Origin of the sequence: Rhodococcus sp. IEGM 1330 (genome assembly GCF_033142445.1) — a bacterium.
Taxonomy (GTDB): domain Bacteria; phylum Actinomycetota; class Actinomycetes; order Mycobacteriales; family Mycobacteriaceae; genus Rhodococcoides.
Map to the genome: position 1 here is coordinate 371,714 of NZ_JAWLSB010000005.1, position 19,656 is coordinate 391,369.

Consider the following 19,656-nt stretch of genomic DNA (forward strand, 5'->3'; position numbering starts at 1 on the left):
GCCGACGATCGAGGGTGACGAGTTTTCATGGGCACAGCGAACGGCGCGGCGTCACCGGCTCCGCGAGACGACAACTATGCCGTCAACCTCGAGCAGGCGAGGGTGTTCGCGAGGGGACTGGCCGAACACATCGAGACGTGTTCGGCATCCATCGAACAGGCGCAGTCCAAAGCATTTCGTGCTCGCGCGGATCGCGCCGAATCCCGTGCCCGAGCGTTCGAGTCCGAGGCGTCGAAGCTCCGGACCGAGCTCTACGAAATGTACCGACACATCGATGCGATGACGGCACGCTTTCCGGAGCTACGCAGCGATCCATCCGTTCGCGGCTAGCTCCCCGGTTCGATCAGAGCGCTGCGGAATCGGTGACCAAGCCGAAGGTCGTTTCTGCGCCTCGACGGCCGAGTGCCGAGCCCCACACCTCGTACACCGCATCGGTGGCGGAGGATCGCTCGATATCGCGGCCCTCCGCGACGGTGATGAGCGTGCGAGAGAGCTCGAACAGACTGACCCGGTGATTTCTCGCGGTCGTGAACAGCTCGTCGATGGCGTCGGCGACGGATCCACCGTGGATCCCGATGAGCACTCCGGTTGCGATGTCCACGTGAGTGCGAGATGCAGGCGATTCGGGCAGTCTGTCGGTCATCTTTTTCCTCGAGATGTTGTGGTCGGTGCGGATGACCGAAGCGGATCCTGGCGTCGAGCGGGCTTCACTGTCTCACACGGACATGACATTTCATACCGTCGGTTTTGCCCGCACGTGCATCCGCTCGCCCTGGGGTCCGAACAGGCTCAGAAGCTCGACAGGCCGGTTTCCGACGGCACCGAACCAGTGCGGCACACGAGTGTCGAATTCGGCTGCCTCACCGGCCTTCATCGTCAGATCGTGCTCGCCGAGAATCAGGCGCAGGGTGCCGTCGAGGACGTAGAACCACTCGTACCCCTCGTGGGTCCGGGGCCGCGGCTCGGAGCTCTCCGGGCGGATCAGGAGCTTGTACGCCTGCAGGCCGCCCGGGCGCAGCGTCAGGGGAAGGATCGTGACGTTTTCGCGGACGGTGGCCGTGGTGCGCACCCGCGGGTCCGCTACGGGCGGCGCGGTCACCAGATCGTCGAGCTTCATCTGATGGGCCCGAGCGATGGGCCACAGCAATTCGAGGCTGGGCTTGCGGTCACCGGACTCGAGTCGCGACAGGGTGCTGATCGAAATTCCTGTGGTGTCCGACAGCGATGCCAGGGTGGTGTTCTTCTCCATCCTGATGCGCTTGAGGCGGGGACCGAGGCCCGCGATGACCTCGTCCAGGCTGGTGTTCGATTCTTCCATGACTCTATTGCAGTTTCGGCAATCAGATTTGTCAACCCAGGAAACTTTGGACGTGCGAAAACGGCCCGTGGGCACGGCAGGCGGCACATACTCGATCGATGACCGGCCGTCCGGGCACCACATATCGCAGTGGCATGATCCGCGATGCCTACGGAAGTGCCGCATCCGAGGCATTCATGGTCGTCGCCATTGCGACGATTCTGATCACCAGGGCTTACCTGGAGTTGACCCATTATCCCCAGGTGGGTGGTAAGTCGCTCCACATCGCTCATGCCTTGTACGGCGGAGCGGCGATGATGTTCGCGCTGTTGATCGGGTGGATGTTCATCGGGTTCGGTGTTCGGGTGTTCACCGTGCTGCTCGGTGGGATCGGATTCGGACTGTTTCTCGACGAAGTCGGCAAATTCGTCACCAAGGACAACGACTATTTCTACGGACCCTCGTCGGAGATCATGTATGTCCTGGTGGTCCTGCTGTTGGTGTTCAGCAGGATCGTTCGGGAGTTCCGCCGGCCCTCGGTCGACGAATCGCTGGCCAACGCGGCTGCGATCGCCGCCGATGGCGTCGCGCACGGCCTACCCGAGCATCGGCGCGAGTGGGCGCTACGGATGGTCGCGCGGGCCGAGTCCGAGGGTGCCGACGCGGACACCGTGGCCGGGATCAGACTGTTGCTCGGTCGCTGTCGTCTGTCGACGTCGCGGACCCACTCGCTGCGGAACTTCGTTCCCCGGCTGATTCCCGCCTTCTTCACCAGCGCCCGGTGGATTCCCGTCGTCGGCTGGGGGTTGGTTCTGCTCTCCGGGGCCGGGGTGGTGTTCGGGGTCGTCGAACTCGCCATCGGGGACCTGCACATCGATCGGCGCGACCTGACGATCGACATCGACAGAATGGGAATTGCCAGTGGGATCCTGTTCGTCAGTGCCTGCCTCACCTTCGCCACGGCGCTGCCGTCCATGCTGCGGCTACGTGCTGGAGGACCGCTCTGGCCTCTGCGCACCCTCCGAGTGTCCGCGTTGATATTCACTCTGCTCAACGCCCTCGTGGACTTCGCTCAGGAAGGATTCGCCGCGCTGGTGAACGTTGCGATCGGACTGTTCGCGCTCGCAGTCATCTCGCATCGCATCACGGTCCGTACCGCCGAGATCGCCGACGTCACGGCCGAATCTGCTGCATCACAGGTGGATCGAGACTCCGATTGCTCTCGAACCGTCGAACCAGGCCGCTGAGCGGATCGACGAATTCGATCGAACGCGCCAGCAAGCGGAGCGGGTCGGAGTAGTCGTCGTCGGCGACATCGCGGAACGAGGGGTAGAAATTGTCGCCGACGATCGGAATTCCCAACGAGCACAAATGAACTCGAAGTTGATGCGTCTTGCCGGTTCGGGGATGCAATCGGTACAGGCCGTGGGCTCCGAACGTGTCGACGAGCTCGACGAGTGTTTCCGCGTTGGGCTCGCCGGGTACCTCACGGGCCTGAAGAACGCCGCGCTCCTTGATGATTCGGCTGCGTACCGTCAACGGAAAGTCCAGATCGGGAGTGGAGCCCGCGGAACGACCCATGATATCGGTCGCGAGCGGGGCAATTGCGTCGTACTGCTTGGTGATCGCGCGTTGAGCGAACAACTCCTGGTACGGTCGGCGCGCCTGCTGCCTGACGGTGAACACCAGAACCCCGGCGGTGAGTCGGTCCAGGCGATGCGCCGGACTCAGCTCGGGCAGGTCGAACCGGCGTCGGAGCAGAACGAGTGCAGACCGCGCGACGTAGGCACCGCGCGGGGTGGTCGCCAGAAAATGCGGCTTGTCGACGACGAGCAAGTTCTCGTCGCGATGAAGGACGTCGAGGGTGAACGGCACCGTCGGCTCCACCGGTGGGTCGCGGTAGAGGTAGATGTCCGCTCGCGGTCTCGCGACCGTCGTCGAATCGATGGGTACGCCTGCCGCGTCGACGATCTCGCCGCCGGCGACCTTCTCGGTCAGCCTGGCCGCGTCCTGGGGGAACCGTGCGCGTAGATACTCGAGCACCGTCGCTCCGGTCGCGACGTCGGGCATCCGCACCCGAGTGGGGTCGAGACCGTCGCGCAACGGCAGGGGAGCGGCGGGCATGCACCGACTGTAATCGGTGGGGCATGGAAACACCCCGGTCGGAAATGCCGACCGGGGTGTGGACTGCGGTACGCCCCTTCGGGTCCGACTCAGATGGTGACGACCATCTTGCCGGTGTTCTCGCCCTTCATCAGTCCGATGAACGCTGAGGGAGCGTTGTCGAGACCGTCGACGACCGTTTCGTCGAATTCGATTGCGCCGCTGGACAACCACTCGGTCATCTTCGCGCGGAATTCCTCGGTGAGATGCGCGTAGGACCCGACGATGAAGCCCTTCAACGTCAGTTCCTTGCCGATCACCAGGGCGAGGTTGCGCGGAGCAGGCGTCGGTTCGGTGGAGTTGTACTGTGCGATGGCTCCGCACAGTGCAATCCGGCCGTACTTGTTCATCGATCCGATGGCGGCTTCGAGATGCTCGCCGCCGACGTTGTCGAAGTACACGTCGATACCGTCCGGCGCTGCCTTCCGAAGCTGCTCGGCCACCGGTCCGTCGTGGTAGTCGAACGCTGCATCGAAACCGAGTTCGAGCAAGCGGGCCACCTTCGCCGGAGATCCGGCACTGCCGATGACGCGCGAAGCGCCGAGCGCCTTGGCGATCTGACCGACGAGTGACCCGACGGCACCGGCCGCGCCGGACACGAACACGACGTCACCTTCCTTGAACGACGCCACGTCGGTCAGGCCTGCATACGCTGTGGTGCCGGTCATTCCGAGCGCGCCCAGGTATGCCGACGCTTTCGCCGCACCGAGGTCGACTTTGCCGGCTCCCTTGGCCGGGACGATGGCGAGATCGCGCCACCCCTTGCCGTGGACGACCGTGTCGCCGACGGCGAAGCCCTCGGCCTTGGATTCGACGATCTCGCCGACCGCGCCGCCGTCGAGAGGGGCGTCGATCTGGAACGGCGGGACGTACGACTTCGCGTCGTTCATCCGGCCGCGCATGTACGGATCGACCGACATCACGATGTTGCGGACGAGGATCTGCCCGTCCGCGAGTTCGGGGAGTTCGACGACCTCCGCGCGAAAGTTGTCTTCGGTCGGCCAGCCTTCTGGGCGGGACGCGAGGTGAATTTCGTGTGCCTTCATGGTGTCTCCCTACTCGTCTTCGGTGACGGTGACGGTGACGTCGATGTTGCCGCGGGTGGCGTTGGAGTACGGGCAGACCTGGTGGGCCTTGTCGGCCAGGGCCTGGGCGTCCCCTCGGCTCAGGTTCGGCAGCGTCACCTCGAGGGTGACGGCGAGCTGGAAGCCGCCTGCGTCGTTGGGGCCGATGTCCACTCGTGCGCCGACCGCCGAATCGGTGACATCGGCCTTGTCCTGCCGGGCAACCATCTGCAGTGCGGAGTGGAAGCACGCGGCGTAGCCGGCTGCGAACAGCTGCTCGGGGTTGGTGCCGTTGCCGCTACCGCCCATGGCCTCGGGGATGGCGAGGTCGAGATCGAGCCGACCGTCGGACGTGCGAGCGTGGCCGTTGCGGCCCTCTCCGGTGGCCAAGGCCTCGGCGGTGTAAATGGTCTTCATGATGATTCTCCTTCTGTCGTGCCGGAATCGATGTGGTGCAGAGCGCTCGTCAACGCGTCGAGTGCGTCCTTGAGCTTGACGAGATCGTCGACGTCCATGCCGGTCTTCTCGGCCAGCTTGCGCGGAATGTCGAGTGCCTGTGCGCGCATGGCACTTCCGGTCTCGGTGAGGTGGATTTCGACGCGGCGTTCGTCGGTGCTCAGGCGTCGGCGCTCGATGAATCCGAGACCTTCGAGCCGTTTGAGCAGCGGCGACAGAGTGCCGGTGTCGAGATCGAGTTCTGCGCAGATCTCCTTGACCCCGCGCCCGTCTTTCTCCCACAGCACCAGCAGTACGAGGTACTGCGGGTACGTGACGCCGAGCGCGTCGAGCATCGGGCGATACACCGCAGTGGTAGCCCGCGAAGCGGAGTACAGCGCGAAGCACACCTGACGGTCGAGTGCGAGTTCGTTGGTCACGAAGAGAACAGTAGTGCACGGTTAAGTTGTGCGCAACCTATCTGTGCGACGTGCATGGAACTTCGTAGCCTGCTCCGAAGTTCCATGCACGTGTGTGAGTCAGCTCTGCAGGGCGCTTTTCAGGCCGTCGAGCACGATGGTTGCCGCCGTCGGGCCTGCATTGAGGTACCACGGATCGTCGTCGACTCGGACGATGTGGTTCTCGGTTGCCGCGCTCATTCCGGTCCACAGCGGGTTGGTGGTGTACGACGCGGCGCTCGAATCGGCTCCGGCGTCCTGGCTGGAGACGAACACCCAGTCCGCGTTCGCCAGTTGAATTTCTTCCTCGCTGAAGTCCTGTGAGGTCTTGTCGAACTGCTGGCTTTCCGGGCGCGCAAGCCCGGCGTCCCAGGCGATGTATCCCGCGAACGACGGGATACCGAACACGCGTGCTCGATCGGCGGTGAAGCGGACGAGCGAGACCGTGGGTGTGCCGCCGCCGGAAACTGAATCACCCAGTGCCGCAGCGTCGGACGCGAAGGTGTTGACGAAGCTCTGTGCTTGCTCGGTGCGGCCGAGCGCATCGGCGAGAAGTAGGAAGTCCTGCTTCCAGTTCACTCCGGTGCCTTCGGTGAGTACGGTCGGCGCGATGGTCGACAGCGTCGAGTAGATGTCCTCGGAGCCTGCCTTGTTCGCGAGGATGAGGTCCGGTTCGATGGCCGCGATCGCCTCGATGTCGACTTCCTGCCGGTTGCCGACGTCGACGAACTGCGACATGCGATCCGCGTACTGCGGGAACGAGAAGCTGATGTAGTCCGGTACGAGTGCGGCACCGTCTCCGTAGGCGACTCCGGTGGGTACGACGCCCAGGGTGAGGGCCGCGTCGAGCTGACCGGTGGCGATCACGACGATCTTCTTCGGTTCGGCGGGAATCTCGGTGGAGCCGCCGAAGTGGCCGACCGTGCGGGGGAACACTCCGTCTGCGGCACCCGAACCCATGCCGTCGGGGATGCCGGTCGGGCCGGGTGCGTCCGTGGCAGCGTCGTCGGAGGCAGCGTCGTCGGAGGAGGTGTCCGACGCCGTGCTGGTGGAGGGAGCGGCCGTCTGCTCGGCGGTGCCGCCACAGGCAATGGTGGTCAGTGCGGTGACCGCGGCGATCGTGGTGGCCAGGAGTAGACGTTTCACTTCGTTCTCTTTCACAGGGCGGGCGTAAACAGGTAACCCTAGCCTAAATCCGACTGGGCTGAGGTCGGCGATCCACGCATCTGCTACGGTGCTTTTCATGCAGCGCACGTATTTCTGGTTTAGCAGGCCGGCCCCGGGTGGGTCAGCCAGCGACGCCATGCGCTGACCTTCCACCCCACGAGCCGGATACAGACCGGCTCGAAGTGCGTGTGGAGCATGAAGAGTCGGCCTGGGAACAGGAACTTTCCTCTCATGACACTCTCTCTCGACACCCCACCTCTCGACGATCAGCGGACCATCAGCATCAGTCCGCTGGTTGCTCCGTCGGTGCTGCGCCGCGAACATGCGGTGGACGACGCCATCTCGGCCACCGTCAGAACCGGCCGCGCGGGTGTGGTCGACGTGCTGGACGGCCGTGACGATCGACTGATCGTCGTCGTCGGGCCCTGCTCGGTGCACGACACCGAGGCTGCCCTCGACTACGCCCGACGCCTCGCGGCCACGGCATCCGAACTGGGCGATCGCCTGCACATCGTCATGCGGGTCTACTTCGAGAAGCCGCGTACGACGCTGGGCTGGAAGGGTTTGATCAACGATCCGCACCTCGACGGCAGCTTCGACATCAATGCCGGTCTGCGCGTGGGACGTCAACTGCTGCTGGACATTTCCGCGCTCGGTCTGCCGGTCGGGTGTGAGTTCCTCGACCCGATCACCCCGCAGTACATCGCAGACCTGGTCAGCTACGGCGCAATCGGTGCGCGAACGGCGGCCAGCCAGGTGCATCGCCAGCTGTGCAGTGCGTTGTCGATGCCGGTGGGGATCAAGAACTCCACCGAGGGCGACATCCAGGTCGCGGTCGACGGCACCCGCGCTGCCGCCGCGAGCCACGTCTTCCCCGGCACCGATCTCGACGGCCAGGCGGCTCTGATCCGCACCGTCGGAAACCCGGACTGCCACGTCATTCTGCGCGGCGGCGTCGACGGGCCGAACTACGACGCCGAATCGGTCGCCGATACCGTTGCCCGACTGCGTAAGTCGGGTCTACCGGAGCGAGTGATCATCGACGCCAGCCACGGCAACAGCCGCAAGGACCACAACAAGCAGGTCGACGTGGTCACCGACGTGGCAGCGCGGGTCGCGGCAGGCGAACACGGCATCGTCGGTCTGATGCTCGAGAGCTTCCTGGTTGCGGGGCGTCAGGATCTCGAACTCGGCCGCCGTGACGATCTGGTGTACGGGCAGTCGATCACCGACGCCTGCCTCGACTGGGACACCACGGCAACGCAATTGGACGTACTTGCGGCAGCGGTCGAGGAGCGTCGACACCCGACGGCCTCGCGCTAACGGACCCCGCGCGGTCGGAACTGGACGCTGATGCGGGGTCCGGTCGCGCGGGTGGACTTGGGTACGGCATGTTCCCACGTCCGTTGACACGAGCCACCCATCACCACCAGGTCCCCGTGACCGAGCGTGAACTTCAACGACGTTCCGCCCCCGCGCGGTCGGAGCATGAGTTGCCGTGTGGCACCGAGCGATACGATCGCGACCATGGTGTCCTCGGTGGCGCTGCGGCCGATGTTGTCGCCGTGCCAGGCGACACTGTCCGATCCGTCGCGGTAGTAGCACAGTCCGGCGGTGGCGAAGGATTCGCCGAGTTCGCTGCGGTAGTGATCGTCGAGGGCGTCGCGTGCGTCGTACAGTGCTGCGTCGGGCCAACGCTCGCGCTCGGCGTAGAACCGAACCAGGCGCGGCACATCGACCACGCGGTCGTACATCTGCCTGCGCTCGGCTCGCCAATCGACGGCGTCCACCAGCGAATCGAAGAGGTGGGTATCGGCCAACCAGCCCGGGCGAACGTCCACCCACGCCCCGAGCGTGAGTTCGCGACGGGTGACGGACTCGAGCGACCCGACGCCACCGTCGGCGTCACCGAACAACGAGCCCTGCATGGCGAGCGACATGACCGTCACTGTATCGAACGTGTGTTCCCATTTCCACTGAACGGCGGTACCGTGCCGTCATGGGATATCGATTTCAGGTCGTCGTCGACAGTGCGAACCCCCATGCGCTGGCGAAGTGGTGGGCGCAGACTCTGGGCTGGCAGGTCGAATCGAGCAACGAGGACTTCATTCGCGAGATGGTCGCCGCTGGGCACGCCCGCGACGAGGACACGATCACGTTCGAGGGCGTTCTCGTGTGGCAGGCGGGCGCGGGAATCGTCGATCCCGAGTCGCCCGGCAACCCGCGAGTGCTGTTCCAGTCGGTAGCCGAGCCGAAATCGGTGAAAAATCGGTTGCACCTCGACATTCGCGTCGGCGACGAGCGCGAGACGGTGGTCACGCAACTGGAAGCACGGGGTGCATCGGTACTGCATCGAGGACATCAGGGCCCCAGTGTCTGGATCACGATGACCGATCCCGAGGGCAACGAGTTCTGCGTCAGCTGAGACGGTATGCGCCGGGAGTCTGACCGGTCCATCGCTTGAAGGCCCGGCGGAAGGCGCTGGGCTCGGAGAACCCCAAGCGGGTCGAGATGTCGTCGACGCTGTCGCCGCGGCTCAGCCCGGAGATCGCTGCATCGCGCAGCACTTCTTCGCGCAGTTGGTTGATGGAGGTGCCCTCCTGCCGAAGGATGCGTCGCAGGTGCGGTGGGCTGATGTTGAGCATTGCTGCGATTTCTTCGGTTCCCGGTGCGCCACCTTTGAATCCGGTTTCCAGGGCGCGGCGAACCTGGCTCGACGCAGTGCTGTCGTAATCTCGGGACGAGAACAGCAGATTGGGCGACTCCGCGAGATACTCGGCCAGAGTCGCCTCGGTCTGTACGATCGGTGCCCGCATCACCGCGCTGTCGAATTCCAGTGTGGCCAGATCGGTTCCGAATTCCACGTGTGTTCCGAAGATGGCGTCGTACATCTTTCCCGCTTCGGGGCCCGGCAGCGGGTAGGGCAGTTGCACCGACAGAAGTTTGACCCGGTTGCCGATGAGCCACGCCGCGAATCGGTGCAGCAGAATCAACAGGAAGTCGGTCAGCAGTCGCTCGGCGAGTTCGTTGCCTTCCGGGCTCAGGTGGGTGGTGGGAGTGACGTGCACCGTCAACACCGTGGATTCCTCGGTTCGATCCATCGTCATCGGGCGCACCGGAATCAGCACCCGCATGGTCTCGGACATCCGAACCAGCGCAGCCCACAGGTTCTCGGTGTGTATGAGTGTCTGGCACACCACGCGAAAGCTCCCGCGCCGCACCGGTACTGCGGCGAGACCGAACAGTTCGTCGCCGGTCATCGCCCAGACCGCCTGGGTGAACACGGTGACCTGCCGGGTGGTCAGCCGCTCAGCCGGGTTGTCGAGGATGGTGGATCCGATGCCGGCCATCGACAGCGGGTAGGTCAAGTCGACCCCGCTCTTCGTCGCGAGGTCGACGGCCTGCCTGACGAAGTACGCCGGAATCGTCGGTTGCGCAGTCACAACTTCCGTAGCCTCTCGGCTGCGTCCGCGAGAACCTCGTCCTGCTTGCAGAAAGCGAAGCGCACCAACGATGTCCACGGAGCGGGCTCGTCGACGAACGCCGTCACCGGAACCGCCGCGACGCCGACCAGGTCCGGTAGGGCACGGCAGAATTCGTAGGCGTCACCGCGCCTGATCGGAGCGATGTCTGCACAAACGAAATACGTACCCGCGCTGTACTTCACATTCGCTCCCGCGGCGGCGAGAGCAGCCGAGAGCGTGTCCCGCTTGCGTTGCAGGCCGTCGCGCATGGCCGCTATCCATGCCTGCTCGTGCTCCAACGCGTAGGCGACGGCCGGTTGGAAGGGAGTGCCGCCGACGAAGCTCATGAACTGTTTGGCGGCGCGGACGGCGTCGATCAGTTCGGCAGGCCCCAGCGCCCAGCCCGTCTTCCACCCGGTGGCGTTGAAGGTTTTCGCGGCACTCGACACGGTGACGGTGCGCTCGAACATCCCGGGCAGTGTCGCGATCGGCGTGTGTACGCGGCCGTCGAAGACGAGGTGCTCGTAGACCTCGTCGGTGAGGACCAGCAGATCGTGTGCCACCGCGATGTCGGCGATGCGGATCATGGTGTCGCGGTCGAAGACCGTGCCGGTGGGGTTGTGCGGAGAATTGACGATCATCATGCGCGTGCGGGGCCCGATGGCGCGTTCGAGGGCGTCGGTGTCGACGGTCCATCCGTTGCCGTCGGAGACCAGTGGCACGGCGGTTCGAGTGGCGCCGGCGAGGGCTATCGCAGCCGCGTAGGAGTCGTAGAACGGTTCGATCAGCAGGACGTCGTCGCCCGGCTCGATCAGACCGAGGAGGGACGCCGAGATCGCCTCGGTGGCACCGACGGTGACGAGTATCTGCGAATCGGGGTCGTAGCGCAGACCGAATCGGGCCGCTCGGTCGTCGGCGATTGCCGCGCGCAGCACCGGCATACCCGGGCCGGGGGAGTACTGATTGAGTCCGTTCGCGATGGCCTCACGTGCCGCCTCGAGCATGGCAGGCGGCCCGTCGGTGTCGGGGAAACCCTGTCCGAGATTGACAGCCTTCTTTTCGACGGCCAGAGCGGTCATCTCGGCGAAGATCGTCAATGCGAACGGGCGCAGCCGTGCCACTGTGCGCGAGGGGAGCAACTCGGACATCCCTGCAGCGTAGTTCACAGACCGGAACCAGTCCTTCGCGCTGCGTCTGTACTGTGCCTGTCATGCGATTCGGATTGTTCGTGCCACAGGGGTGGCGTCTCGATCTCGTCGGTATCGACCCTGCCCAGCACTGGAGTGCGATGCGCGATCACGCGCTCGCCGCCGAGGCCGGTCCGTGGGAATCTCTGTGGGTCTACGACCACTTTCACACCGTTCCCACCGCGACCGACGAGGCAACGCACGAGGCCTGGTCGCTGATGTCCGCCTTGGCCGCATCCACGTCACGCATCAGGCTGGGGCAGATGTGCACGGCGATGGCGTACCGCAACCCGGCCTACCTCGCCAAAGTTGCTGCCACCGTCGACATCATCTCCGGTGGCCGCGTCGAGATGGGCATCGGCGGCGGCTGGCACGAGCACGAGTTCCGCGCATACGGCTACGGGTTCCCCTCTGCCGGAGAACGATTGGGCAGACTCGACGAGGGTGTGCAGATCTTCAAGCAGGCATGGACGGCCGGAGAGGTGTTCCTCGACGGTAAGTACTACGAGATCGACGGTGCCGTGGTGCGACCCCTACCGTTGCAGGAGGGAGGCATTCCGCTGTGGATCGCGGGCGGCGGTGAGAAGGTGACTCTGAAGATCGCCGCGAAGTACGCGAACTACACCAACTTCGACGGAACCCCCACCGGTTTCGCCACCAAATCTGCTCTGCTGCGCGAGCATTGCGCGACCGTGGGTACCGACTTCGATGCCATCGTCCGCTCGGCGAACTACAACGTCGCCATCGGCGCAACCGAGGCCGAGGTGGAAGACAGGCTTCGTGCCCTCGAAGCTCGCCTGACCGAGTACGTGGGTGCCGAGAAGGCCCACAGCGCCCTCGACGCGTACCGCGGCATGCCCGCAGTGGGAACTCCGGAGCAGATCGTGGCGAATCTGACGTCGCTGCAGGAGCAGGGGATGACCTACGGAATCTTCTACTTCCCCGAAGCGGCCTACGACCGCTCCGGTATCGAACTCTTCGAGCGCGAAGTGATCCCCGCCCTGACCTAGGCCTGCGCCGGCTGCGGTTCGGTTCAGCGCAGGTCGTCGGGAAGATCCGCCGGGTCGATGAGCAACTGTTGGTTCTTGGCCCTGCGGACCTTCTCCGACAGGCCGATGTTGGCGTGCAGCAATGCCCACTCGCCCTCGGTGATCTCCTCGACCGCGCGTGCGATGACCACCGGATCGGTGGTTCCCCATGCGATGGGCATCGCCGAGGCCAACTGCCACGTTCGCCCGCCGGTGTTTCGGCCACGGTCCGCGAGAACCGTCACCGCGGGCACCTGTGCGCCCAGCTCGACGACGTGGCCGGGGAGCGCCCGTACGACGCGGGTGATCAACACGTAGTGCGGCTCGTCCGCCTCTGGCTTCGCGATGTCGACCAGGGCCAGCAGTATCGCTCCACCCGGTAGCTTCTCGGCCACCACCGCCGGCACCAGATCGCCTGCGGCATATTGGGATTCGATGGAACCCATCTTTCGGGGTGCCCACAGCATCACCCAGAGCGAGGTGGCCGCGCCGATCAGGAACACCGCGCCGAGGATGTACGACCACGGGGCCGCGATCCAGAGGAACCAGGCACCGAGCGCGAGGAGGAACACGGCGGTGAGCGCTGCGGAAGAACGCAGCCGACGAAGCTCGGTGAACGTCTCGTTGACCGACTTCGCGTGGGCTACGTCTACGGAGAACTGGAATCGGCGCACACGACTATTCCTAGCACGACGGAAGATGCTCGACGCCTCAGATTGCAGGACCGAGCAGATCGTCCGCGTCGGTGATGCGGTAGGCGTAACCCTGCTCGGCGAGGAAACGCTGACGGTGCGCCGCGTACTCGGCGTCGAGGGTGTCGCGGGAGACCACCGAGTAGAAGTGGGCCTGACCGCCGTCGTGCTTCGGTCGGAGCAGGCGACCCAGGCGCTGAGCCTCTTCCTGCCGGGATCCGAACGTTCCCGAAACCTGCACTGCGACAGATGCTTCCGGAAGGTCGATCGAGAAGTTCGCCACCTTGCTGACCACGAGGGTCTGGATCTCGCCCTTGCGGAACGCGTCGAACAGCACTTCACGTTCCTTGTTCTTGGTCGAGCCCTGAATGACCGGAGCGTTCAGCGCCTCACCGAGTTCGTTCAACTGGTCGAGGTACGCGCCGATCACCAACGTCGGGGCGTCCTTGTGCTTGGCGAGGATCGACTTCACGACGGCGATTTTCGTGTGCGCCGTCGAGCACAGCTTGTAGCGCTCTTCGGGCTCGGCGACGGCATACGACATGCGCTCGGCATCGGTGAGGGTGACGCGAACCTCGATGCACTCGGCCGGCGCGATCCAGCCCTGTGCCTCGATGTCCTTCCACGGTGCGTCGTAGCGCTTGGGCCCGATCAGTGAGAAGACGTCTCCCTCGCGGCCGTCCTCGCGGACGAGCGTCGCGGTGAGGCCGAGGCGTCGACGCGACTGCAGATCGGCTGTCATGCGGAACACCGGAGCGGGGAGCAGATGCACCTCGTCGTAGATCACCAATCCCCAGTCGCGGGAATCGAAGAGCTCGAGGTGCTTGTACTCACCCTTGGTGCGACGCGTGATCACCTGATACGTGGCAATTGTCACAGGGCGAATCTCTTTGCGCTCTCCCGAATACTCGCCGATCTCCTCCTCGGTGAGCGAGGTGCGTGCGATGAGCTCGCGCTTCCACTGCCGACCGGCGACGGTGTTGGTCACCAGAATCAGCGTGGTCGCCTTGGCTCTGGCCATCGCTGCTGCGCCGACCATCGTCTTGCCCGCGCCACAGGGCAGTACGACGACGCCCGAGCCGCCGGCCCAGAACGAATCGGCCGCCATCTCCTGGTAGTCGCGCAGCGTCCAGTTGCCGCCCTCGGTGTCGAGCTCGATGGGGTGGGCTTCCCCGTCGACGTAGCCGGCGAGGTCCTCGGCAGGCCAGCCGATCTTGAGCAGCATCTGCTTCACGTGGCCGCGTTCGCTCGGATGCACGATCACCGTGTCCTCGTCGACCATCGCACCGAGCATGGGCGCAATCTTCTTGTGGCGCATCACCTCTGTGAGCACCGCGCGGTCCAGGCTGATCAGCACCAGACCGTGCACCGGGCTCTTGACCAACTGCAACCGGCCGTAGCGCGCCATGGTGTCGACGATGTCGACCAGTAGGGGCTGCGGCACCGCGTAACGCGAGAAATTCACCAGCGCGTCGACCACCTGCTCGGCGTCGTGGCCTGCGGCACGTGCGTTCCACAGTGCCAGTGGGGTGATGCGATAGGTGTGCACGTGCTCGGGCGCACGTTCGAGCTCCGCGAACGGTGCGATGGCCGCCCGCGCTGCACCCGCGAGTTCGTGATCGACCTCGAGCAACAGCGTTTTGTCGGACTGGACGATCAGCGGGCCGTCGGTCACGGTTCCTCCTAGAGACATCTGTTGCGCCCGAAAGAGCGCAACTTCTCCATTGTCCACAGGTAGGGGCGTGCGTGCACGTGAGCCCGGTCTACTCGACCAATGCGACCGAGGTGATCCGATGCAGGGTGAAGCGCCGAACCCCACCGGTGGCGGGGTCGAACGCGTCGAGTTGGCCGCCGCCGATGCTGATCGGATCGACGATGCGATGGGTCGCCACGCCCTGTGCGTCGACGTAGCCGATGCTCACGCTCCGTTTGACCTTCGCTGCGGTCTGCAGCAGCGTCATCGTTGCGGTGCTGCTGGCTCGAGAGCCGTCGGCCCGCACCACTGCGCCGCCGTTGCCTGCCGCTCTGTCGGCAGCGCGCATCCCGCGCACCAACGAGCCCAGCTGTTCCTCGGTCGGGACGGCCGGAGTGCGGAACGCCTGGCGTGGCCGCCTCGCCGATACCCGCGACCCGCGGGCACGCAGATCGACGATGGTGCCGGACGAGTCCTCTCCCGCAGGCGCGAAGCCCGCTCCGGCCAGGACCGTGAGCACCTCGGCGAGCGGGGCCTGTGAGATCGCGACGGTCGGAGCCAGTGCTCTCAGGGCCAGCGATTCGGCTGCCGGGGACGCCATCACCTCGGCCAGCAATGCCGGGTCCTCGCACCGAACGAACGACGCGGCGACGCCTGCTCGTAGGCGGCCGTGCCGACGAGCCACGTCGTCGATCAGGTAGCTCAAGGCCTGCGGCACCGGCGTTCGCGAGTGGGTGGCGAACAACGTGTGCAGCTCGGAGGCGGTCAGTCCCACATCGAGCGCGCGGCGCAGGCTGGTGTCGCTGATCCGGTACATCGTGGCTGCGCCCGCGGATTCCACATCGGCGACCAGTTCTATCCGATCCTGTAGGTCCGGCTCGAGCGGGCCGGGTGCCACCAGCGTCAGATCGGCTTGCACCAGGACGTAGTCGATGGGCTCGGGCAGTGCCGCACGCATGTCGGCCTCGGCGTTGCCGTCGTGCAGCAGGGACCGGCCCGGGGTCGAGATCGCCCCACGGGCGACGATGCCGAGAGCCGTCGCTTCGGCGAGAACATGTCCGACGGGCGTGACGCCGAAGCGCCCGGACCACCGGGGTCGACGCCACGCCAGGGTGCGGGCGAGGTCGGCGGGCTGCGCTGCGTGCCCACTGCCGAGTTCGGCGAGCAATTCCAGGATCATGCGTCGATCCCGCGGTGCGGCCGGAGAGCGGACTTCCTCGGACAGGGCGGCGATGGGCTTGTCGTTGGGGTCACGCATCCCGATGACCCACGGTGCCCGCGGCACTTCGAGCCAGGCGGAGGCGAGGGTGTGCCAGCGGGCCGCCGGGGCTGCGGTGAGCCATGCGTCGATCGCCGGGGTCGGTGCCCAGTAGTCGTCGCCGTTGTCGGACGCAGGAACCGGGTCCGGTGTTCCGCTCGAGATGAGATGGGCGGCGGCCAGCAACTCGACAAGGACGCTCACTCGATCGTCGTCGAGGCCGGTGGCCTTGGTGATCTTGCGGAGCTCGCGCACTCCGAGGCCGCCGGCCTTGAGGGCGGGTGCAGGAGAACCGGAGAGTGCCTCGATCACTGCGACGCAGTGCCGACCCAGCTCGAGTGCCTCTCCTGCGGCAGCGGCGTCTACATCGGCGAGCGAATAGGTGCCGGTGGCGAGCTTGGGTTCGGCGAGCGAGCGCGGGTCCGACATCGGCTCGCCGCGCAGGATCTGCCCTACCTGGACGGGCAGCTCGACGGTTTGCTCGTCCAACCAGATCAGTAGGCCTGCGGCGAGCAGCTTCTGGACGGGTCGATCCGGCGGCGTGCCCGGTGCGGCGTCTCGGGTGCGGCCGGTCGGGGACGATCGGGCGAGGGTGTCGAGAAGGCTGCGTTCGCCGTCACCGAGTTCGGCGAGGGCCGCGGTGATGTGTGATTCGGTGAGGTTGTCCACCGGGTCGAGTGCGCGGCCGATGCGCCACGGCACCGCGTCCGCCGCGGCAGCGCTGATCCGGAAGCCGGCTGCGTCACCCCACACCAGCAAGCGTTCGCGCAGCTGGGCCAGTGCCTTGTCCACGCTCTTGGCCGGTGCCCGTTTGGCGACCACTGCCAGTAGCGCGGCGCGAGTGACGGGCCGCTCGTATGCCTCTTCGGTGGCAAGAATCTCGAGCACCGTCAGGGCGAGGGTGTCGAGGGTGTCCGCGGTGTGCAGGATCGACCGGCGTTGCTCGGCCCGTCCGGCCAGCACGGCCAGGGATGCGGGCGGCGGCGCGGTCAGATCCGGACGCAGCGACATGGCCTTGATCAGCTCGGCGTCGCTGCGAGCTGCGATCCACTGAGGCAGATCCGGGGGCGTGTCGGTGTGTCGGTGCGCAGTCGTGTCGGTCATCGCCTATCAGATTAGAGACCTGGGCTGGTGCTTGCCGCAGGGCAGGTGTCAAAATAGGCGCATGGTGAACAAGTCGAAGAAGCCCTATGTCGATCCAGGCTGGCCGGAAACCGCTCGCGGTGACCACGCGGTGACCGAACTCTCGTCCGCTCGATCGGGTGGCTTGTCACCCTTCGGCGAGGACACCGAGTTCCCGCTGCCCGTCGAAGACCTCCCCTATGCCCATCCGGTGACCGTGGTCAATCGCTAGCTGCGGCCCTCGATCACGAAAAAGCCCCCGACCATCCGTCGGGGGCTTTTTTCGTACGAGCTGAACCGTCGCGGGCGCTTACTGGGGCAGGAATGCCTTGTTGGCCTGGTAGAAGTTCACGATCTGCGGATCGAGCTGGATGCCCTGGGCTGCGTTCTGCACGAACGAGGCGATCTGAGGATCGTTGGTGATGTTCTGGACGGCGGTGACGATGCCCTCGACGACCTCGGCCGAGTTGTCGACTGCCGGGATGGACGTCAGGTCGGGCAGCGCGGGAACTTCCGGTGCCTTGGGGGTGACCGGAACGCTGCGCTCGGTCGGCGAGCTGTTCAGTCCGAGGCTCGAGGAGCAGGACGGCCATGCGCCCCAGCCCTGCGAGTCGAGAACCTTCTCTGCGACTGCGATCTGCTCTTCACGGCTGGCCTGGTTGGCCGTGGCCGCGTACTGCTGGCCGCCGTGCGAGTTCCAGGTGCTGGGGGAGAACTGCAATCCGCCCTGGAAGCCGTTGCCGGTGTTGATGCCCCAGTTGCCGCCGGCTTCGCACTGTGCCAGGCGATCCCAGTCGGAATCCGGTGCCGCGTTGGCCGTGCCGGTGAAGGCCAGTCCTGCGGTGCCCATGATGGCTCCGGTGACTGCGACCTTTGCGACGGTCTTGCCAGTGGTGCTCGGCTTGCGATGACGTCCGCTCATACGAGTTGAAATCCTCTCCACACGCGCCTGCGAGGTCAGCTGTCGGGTTCGGGCTGAGAGGTAGCCCGGCCTTCTCGCTCACTCCTGAGAGTGGGCAATTGGGCTTCACCCCAAGGGAAGTCGGTGCGACTTCGTGAGTCGCTACAACTTCCCGGTTGTCCGTGGAGGACGTGGGTCCCCCGTCCTCGTCCCCTGGGTGATCGTCGAGGGTGTTCCGGTTCCCGCGGGACGAGGTTTGGCGCTGCGGGCCGGAATTCGGCCGAACTTTCCGGCCGCTGCTGACCGTACTGAAATTCCCGCCTTACGTCACTATTTGGTAACTGTCGATTTCGGGGTGTTGTCGAGAGCGCATTTTGTACCCCTTTCGGGTCTCTCGAGTCGGCCCAGCTAGTGGACGTGCCGGGCATTGAACCCCTGTCCGTTGCCTGTCCGTTACCGGAGCGTGATGTGATGGAAGTCACATAGGCTGGAACCGGTTCGGGAGGTCACCGAACGGCAACGATGTCCTTGCCGAGGGGCATCAGGGATACGGGAATCATCTTCAGGTTCGCGATCGCCAACGGGATGCCGATGATGGTGATCGCCATCGCGACGGCGGTGACCACGTGAGTCAGGGCCAGCCACCAACCGGCCAGAATCAGCCAGAGCACGTTCCCGACGAGCGCGCCGGATCCGGACCCCGGCTTGTCGACGATCGTCGACCCGAACGGCCACAGCGCGTAGACGCCGATGCGGAACGACGCAATGCCGAACGGGATGGTGACGATCAGGATGCACAGCAGTAGTCCGGCCAGGAAGTAGCCCAGTGCCAGCCACAGACCGCCGAAGACCAGCCAGATGACGTTCAGTATCAACCGCATGGTCAGCGCGCCCGTCGTCCGGATGCCAGCGCGTACCCCAGGGCCAGCACGAAGCCGGTCGGCGCGGAGAACATGGCCGTCAGGTACAGCCCGAGTGGGGGCTTCGCGTCGGAGAAGATCGGAAACATCAGGATCGCGACGATGGCGACGAGGCCGATCGCGAACAGGGCCAGCGCGATGCGCAGCAGAGCGGTGCTGCTCTTACGGGTCGTTGTGTCCACGTACACCACGGTAGTGCGAAGCGGGGCGCTGTGAAGCGCGCGGTGCGGGGAACAACTCGAATGCTCTATCCGGGCTCACCGCGCTAGACTGACGTATTCGCGTCCTACGTTCTCGTGGGGCGCGAAACTTGTGCGGGCCGAACATCGGTCCCACGAACAACGCAACTATCGACAGCAACAGATGAACGGGTGAGCTCAGTGCCGACCGGCAAGGTGAAGTGGTACGACGTCGACAAGGGATTCGGATTCCTCTCGCAGGAGGAAGGCGAGGACGTCTACGTGCGTTCCTCGGCGCTGCCCGAGGGCGTCGAGGGCCTCAAAGCCGGTCAGCGAGTCGAGTTCGGTATGGCCGCGGGCCGTCGCGGACCGCAGGCACTGAGCCTGAAGGTGCTCGAGCCTGCACCGTCGGTGCGCCAGAACACCGGCAGCACCCGCCGCGAACCCGTCGAGCGCAAGCACACACCCGACGAGCTGCACGGGATGGTCGAGGACATGATCACGTTGCTCGAAGCGACCGTGCAGCCCGAGCTCCGCAAGGGCAAGTACCCGGACCGCAAGATCGCGCAGCGCATCTCCGAGGTGGTCCGGGCCGTGGCCCGCGAGCTCGACAGCTGATCTCGGGGAC

At 65.4% G+C, this 19,656-nt stretch carries 23 protein-coding genes and 1 riboswitch; of the genes, 7 read left to right on the forward strand and 16 right to left on the reverse strand.

Features of this window, described 5'->3' with window-relative positions:
• Positions 1 to 27 precede the first annotated feature (27 nt).
• Entirely contained in the window at positions 28 to 330 is a 303-nt protein-coding gene (locus R4P57_RS14705) for a hypothetical protein (protein ID WP_220709110.1), read from the forward strand.
• A gap of 13 nt (positions 331 to 343) precedes the next feature.
• On the opposite strand, the gene R4P57_RS14710 is transcribed toward R4P57_RS14705, so the two are convergent.
• Together R4P57_RS14710 and R4P57_RS14715 are read right to left on the reverse strand one after the other, a co-directional pair.
• On the reverse strand, positions 344 to 643 hold the full coding sequence (locus R4P57_RS14710; RefSeq protein ID WP_317803553.1) for an ANTAR domain-containing protein: 300 nt from the start codon (positions 641 to 643) through the stop codon (positions 344 to 346).
• A 90-nt stretch (positions 644 to 733) separates the two neighbouring features.
• Positions 734 to 1,318: an XRE family transcriptional regulator gene (locus R4P57_RS14715; protein ID WP_317803554.1), complete on the reverse strand. Its 585-nt coding sequence runs from the start codon at positions 1,316 to 1,318 to the stop codon at positions 734 to 736.
• Between the two features lie 98 nt (positions 1,319 to 1,416).
• Here R4P57_RS14715 and R4P57_RS14720 point away from each other — a divergent pair, with 98 nt between their 5' ends.
• Positions 1,417 to 2,544: a hypothetical protein gene (locus R4P57_RS14720; protein ID WP_317803555.1), complete on the forward strand. Its 1,128-nt coding sequence runs from the start codon at positions 1,417 to 1,419 to the stop codon at positions 2,542 to 2,544.
• Here R4P57_RS14720 and R4P57_RS14725 read toward each other — a convergent pair.
• The 5 genes from R4P57_RS14725 to R4P57_RS14745 all read right to left on the reverse strand — a co-directional run bounded on the left by R4P57_RS14725 (position 2,471) and on the right by R4P57_RS14745 (position 6,563).
• A complete protein-coding gene (locus R4P57_RS14725; RefSeq protein ID WP_317803556.1) occupies positions 2,471 to 3,421 on the reverse strand; it encodes a pseudouridine synthase in 951 nt (316 codons plus the stop codon). The genes R4P57_RS14720 and R4P57_RS14725 overlap by 74 nt on opposite strands.
• A gap of 89 nt (positions 3,422 to 3,510) precedes the next feature.
• Complete coding sequence (locus R4P57_RS14730; protein WP_317803557.1) at positions 3,511 to 4,506, reverse strand: NADP-dependent oxidoreductase; 996 nt, start codon at positions 4,504 to 4,506, stop codon at positions 3,511 to 3,513.
• 9 nt (positions 4,507 to 4,515) lie between these two features.
• Positions 4,516 to 4,941: an organic hydroperoxide resistance protein gene (locus tag R4P57_RS14735; RefSeq protein WP_317803558.1), complete on the reverse strand. Its 426-nt coding sequence runs from the start codon at positions 4,939 to 4,941 to the stop codon at positions 4,516 to 4,518.
• Positions 4,938 to 5,399 carry a MarR family winged helix-turn-helix transcriptional regulator gene (locus R4P57_RS14740; RefSeq protein ID WP_317803559.1) on the reverse strand — a complete coding sequence of 154 codons (462 nt, stop codon included), beginning with the start codon at positions 5,397 to 5,399 and terminating at the stop codon, positions 4,938 to 4,940. The genes R4P57_RS14735 and R4P57_RS14740 overlap by 4 nt, the downstream gene beginning before the upstream one ends.
• Before the next feature lie 99 nt (positions 5,400 to 5,498).
• Positions 5,499 to 6,563: an iron-siderophore ABC transporter substrate-binding protein gene (locus R4P57_RS14745; RefSeq protein ID WP_317803560.1), complete on the reverse strand. Its 1,065-nt coding sequence runs from the start codon at positions 6,561 to 6,563 to the stop codon at positions 5,499 to 5,501.
• Positions 6,564 to 6,815: 252 nt separating this feature from the next.
• Here R4P57_RS14745 and R4P57_RS14750 point away from each other — a divergent pair, with 252 nt between their 5' ends.
• Positions 6,816 to 7,907 carry a 3-deoxy-7-phosphoheptulonate synthase gene (locus R4P57_RS14750; RefSeq protein WP_317803561.1) on the forward strand — a complete coding sequence of 364 codons (1,092 nt, stop codon included), beginning with the start codon at positions 6,816 to 6,818 and terminating at the stop codon, positions 7,905 to 7,907.
• On the opposite strand, the gene R4P57_RS14755 is transcribed toward R4P57_RS14750, so the two are convergent.
• Positions 7,904 to 8,524: an alpha-ketoglutarate-dependent dioxygenase AlkB gene (locus R4P57_RS14755; protein ID WP_317803562.1), complete on the reverse strand. Its 621-nt coding sequence runs from the start codon at positions 8,522 to 8,524 to the stop codon at positions 7,904 to 7,906. The genes R4P57_RS14750 and R4P57_RS14755 overlap by 4 nt on opposite strands.
• A gap of 59 nt (positions 8,525 to 8,583) precedes the next feature.
• On the opposite strand from R4P57_RS14755, the gene R4P57_RS14760 reads away from it, so the two are divergent.
• On the forward strand, positions 8,584 to 9,009 hold the full coding sequence (locus tag R4P57_RS14760; protein ID WP_317803563.1) for a VOC family protein: 426 nt from the start codon (positions 8,584 to 8,586) through the stop codon (positions 9,007 to 9,009).
• On the opposite strand, the gene R4P57_RS14765 is transcribed toward R4P57_RS14760, so the two are convergent.
• Together R4P57_RS14765 and R4P57_RS14770 are read right to left on the reverse strand one after the other, a co-directional pair.
• Entirely contained in the window at positions 9,002 to 10,027 is a 1,026-nt protein-coding gene (locus tag R4P57_RS14765; protein WP_317803565.1) for an AraC family transcriptional regulator, read from the reverse strand. The two genes, R4P57_RS14760 and R4P57_RS14765, sit on opposite strands and share 8 nt — an antisense overlap.
• Positions 10,024 to 11,196: a pyridoxal phosphate-dependent aminotransferase gene (locus tag R4P57_RS14770; protein ID WP_317803566.1), complete on the reverse strand. Its 1,173-nt coding sequence runs from the start codon at positions 11,194 to 11,196 to the stop codon at positions 10,024 to 10,026. Before R4P57_RS14770 ends, R4P57_RS14765 begins: the two co-directional genes overlap by 4 nt.
• Positions 11,197 to 11,258: 62 nt before the next feature.
• On the opposite strand from R4P57_RS14770, the gene R4P57_RS14775 reads away from it, so the two are divergent.
• Complete coding sequence (locus R4P57_RS14775; protein WP_317803567.1) at positions 11,259 to 12,245, forward strand: LLM class F420-dependent oxidoreductase; 987 nt, start codon at positions 11,259 to 11,261, stop codon at positions 12,243 to 12,245.
• Positions 12,246 to 12,268: 23 nt separating this feature from the next.
• On the opposite strand, the gene R4P57_RS14780 is transcribed toward R4P57_RS14775, so the two are convergent.
• The 3 genes from R4P57_RS14780 to R4P57_RS14790 all read right to left on the reverse strand — a co-directional run bounded on the left by R4P57_RS14780 (position 12,269) and on the right by R4P57_RS14790 (position 17,010).
• Positions 12,269 to 12,937: a DUF3239 domain-containing protein gene (locus R4P57_RS14780; RefSeq protein ID WP_317803568.1), complete on the reverse strand. Its 669-nt coding sequence runs from the start codon at positions 12,935 to 12,937 to the stop codon at positions 12,269 to 12,271.
• A gap of 37 nt (positions 12,938 to 12,974) precedes the next feature.
• Complete coding sequence (locus R4P57_RS14785; RefSeq protein WP_317803569.1) at positions 12,975 to 14,630, reverse strand: DNA repair helicase XPB; 1,656 nt, start codon at positions 14,628 to 14,630, stop codon at positions 12,975 to 12,977.
• A gap of 88 nt (positions 14,631 to 14,718) precedes the next feature.
• Complete coding sequence (locus R4P57_RS14790) at positions 14,719 to 17,010, reverse strand: helicase-associated domain-containing protein (protein ID WP_317803570.1); 2,292 nt, start codon at positions 17,008 to 17,010, stop codon at positions 14,719 to 14,721.
• Between the two features lie 61 nt (positions 17,011 to 17,071).
• Here R4P57_RS14790 and R4P57_RS14795 point away from each other — a divergent pair, with 61 nt between their 5' ends.
• Entirely contained in the window at positions 17,072 to 17,260 is a 189-nt protein-coding gene (locus tag R4P57_RS14795; RefSeq protein ID WP_008719333.1) for a hypothetical protein, read from the forward strand.
• Between the two features lie 78 nt (positions 17,261 to 17,338).
• On the opposite strand, the gene R4P57_RS14800 is transcribed toward R4P57_RS14795, so the two are convergent.
• From R4P57_RS14800 to R4P57_RS14810, 3 genes are all read right to left on the reverse strand, one after another.
• Positions 17,339 to 17,950 (reverse strand): resuscitation-promoting factor Rpf1 domain-containing protein, encoded by a 612-nt coding sequence (locus R4P57_RS14800; RefSeq protein WP_317803571.1) that lies wholly within the window; start codon positions 17,948 to 17,950, stop codon positions 17,339 to 17,341.
• An 8-nt stretch (positions 17,951 to 17,958) separates the two neighbouring features.
• A riboswitch (cyclic di-AMP (ydaO/yuaA leader) is annotated at positions 17,959 to 18,166 on the reverse strand.
• Between the two features lie 269 nt (positions 18,167 to 18,435).
• Entirely contained in the window at positions 18,436 to 18,810 is a 375-nt protein-coding gene (locus R4P57_RS14805; protein WP_037187421.1) for a YccF domain-containing protein, read from the reverse strand.
• 2 nt (positions 18,811 to 18,812) lie between these two features.
• Complete coding sequence (locus tag R4P57_RS14810; protein WP_082898830.1) at positions 18,813 to 19,031, reverse strand: hypothetical protein; 219 nt, start codon at positions 19,029 to 19,031, stop codon at positions 18,813 to 18,815.
• Between the two features lie 198 nt (positions 19,032 to 19,229).
• Between R4P57_RS14810 and R4P57_RS14815 the strand changes: the two genes are divergently transcribed.
• On the forward strand, positions 19,230 to 19,646 hold the full coding sequence (locus tag R4P57_RS14815) for a cold-shock protein (RefSeq protein ID WP_008719325.1): 417 nt from the start codon (positions 19,230 to 19,232) through the stop codon (positions 19,644 to 19,646).
• Positions 19,647 to 19,656 lie beyond the last annotated feature (10 nt).

Excerpts from the sequence above, each read along its gene's own strand:
- R4P57_RS14775 (WP_317803567.1), top strand. The coding sequence starts at position 11,259 with ATGCGATTCGGATTGTTCGTGCCACAGGGGTGGCGTCTCGATCTCGTC.
- R4P57_RS14705 (WP_220709110.1), top strand. The coding sequence starts at position 28 with ATGGGCACAGCGAACGGCGCGGCGTCACCGGCTCCGCGAGACGACAAC.
- R4P57_RS14755 (WP_317803562.1), bottom strand. The coding sequence starts at position 8,524 with ATGTCGCTCGCCATGCAGGGCTCGTTGTTCGGTGACGCCGACGGTGGC.
- R4P57_RS14735 (WP_317803558.1), bottom strand. The coding sequence starts at position 4,941 with ATGAAGACCATTTACACCGCCGAGGCCTTGGCCACCGGAGAGGGCCGC.
- R4P57_RS14790 (WP_317803570.1), bottom strand. The coding sequence starts at position 17,010 with ATGACCGACACGACTGCGCACCGACACACCGACACGCCCCCGGATCTG.
- R4P57_RS14715 (WP_317803554.1), bottom strand. The coding sequence starts at position 1,318 with ATGGAAGAATCGAACACCAGCCTGGACGAGGTCATCGCGGGCCTCGGT.
- R4P57_RS14770 (WP_317803566.1), bottom strand. The coding sequence starts at position 11,196 with ATGTCCGAGTTGCTCCCCTCGCGCACAGTGGCACGGCTGCGCCCGTTC.
- R4P57_RS14805 (WP_037187421.1), bottom strand. The coding sequence starts at position 18,810 with ATGCGGTTGATACTGAACGTCATCTGGCTGGTCTTCGGCGGTCTGTGG.
- R4P57_RS14710 (WP_317803553.1), bottom strand. The coding sequence starts at position 643 with ATGACCGACAGACTGCCCGAATCGCCTGCATCTCGCACTCACGTGGAC.
- R4P57_RS14720 (WP_317803555.1), top strand. The coding sequence starts at position 1,417 with ATGACCGGCCGTCCGGGCACCACATATCGCAGTGGCATGATCCGCGAT.
- R4P57_RS14760 (WP_317803563.1), top strand. The coding sequence starts at position 8,584 with ATGGGATATCGATTTCAGGTCGTCGTCGACAGTGCGAACCCCCATGCG.
- R4P57_RS14725 (WP_317803556.1), bottom strand. The coding sequence starts at position 3,421 with ATGCCCGCCGCTCCCCTGCCGTTGCGCGACGGTCTCGACCCCACTCGG.
- R4P57_RS14795 (WP_008719333.1), top strand. The coding sequence starts at position 17,072 with ATGGTGAACAAGTCGAAGAAGCCCTATGTCGATCCAGGCTGGCCGGAA.
- R4P57_RS14730 (WP_317803557.1), bottom strand. The coding sequence starts at position 4,506 with ATGAAGGCACACGAAATTCACCTCGCGTCCCGCCCAGAAGGCTGGCCG.
- R4P57_RS14800 (WP_317803571.1), bottom strand. The coding sequence starts at position 17,950 with ATGAGCGGACGTCATCGCAAGCCGAGCACCACTGGCAAGACCGTCGCA.
- R4P57_RS14750 (WP_317803561.1), top strand. The coding sequence starts at position 6,816 with ATGACACTCTCTCTCGACACCCCACCTCTCGACGATCAGCGGACCATC.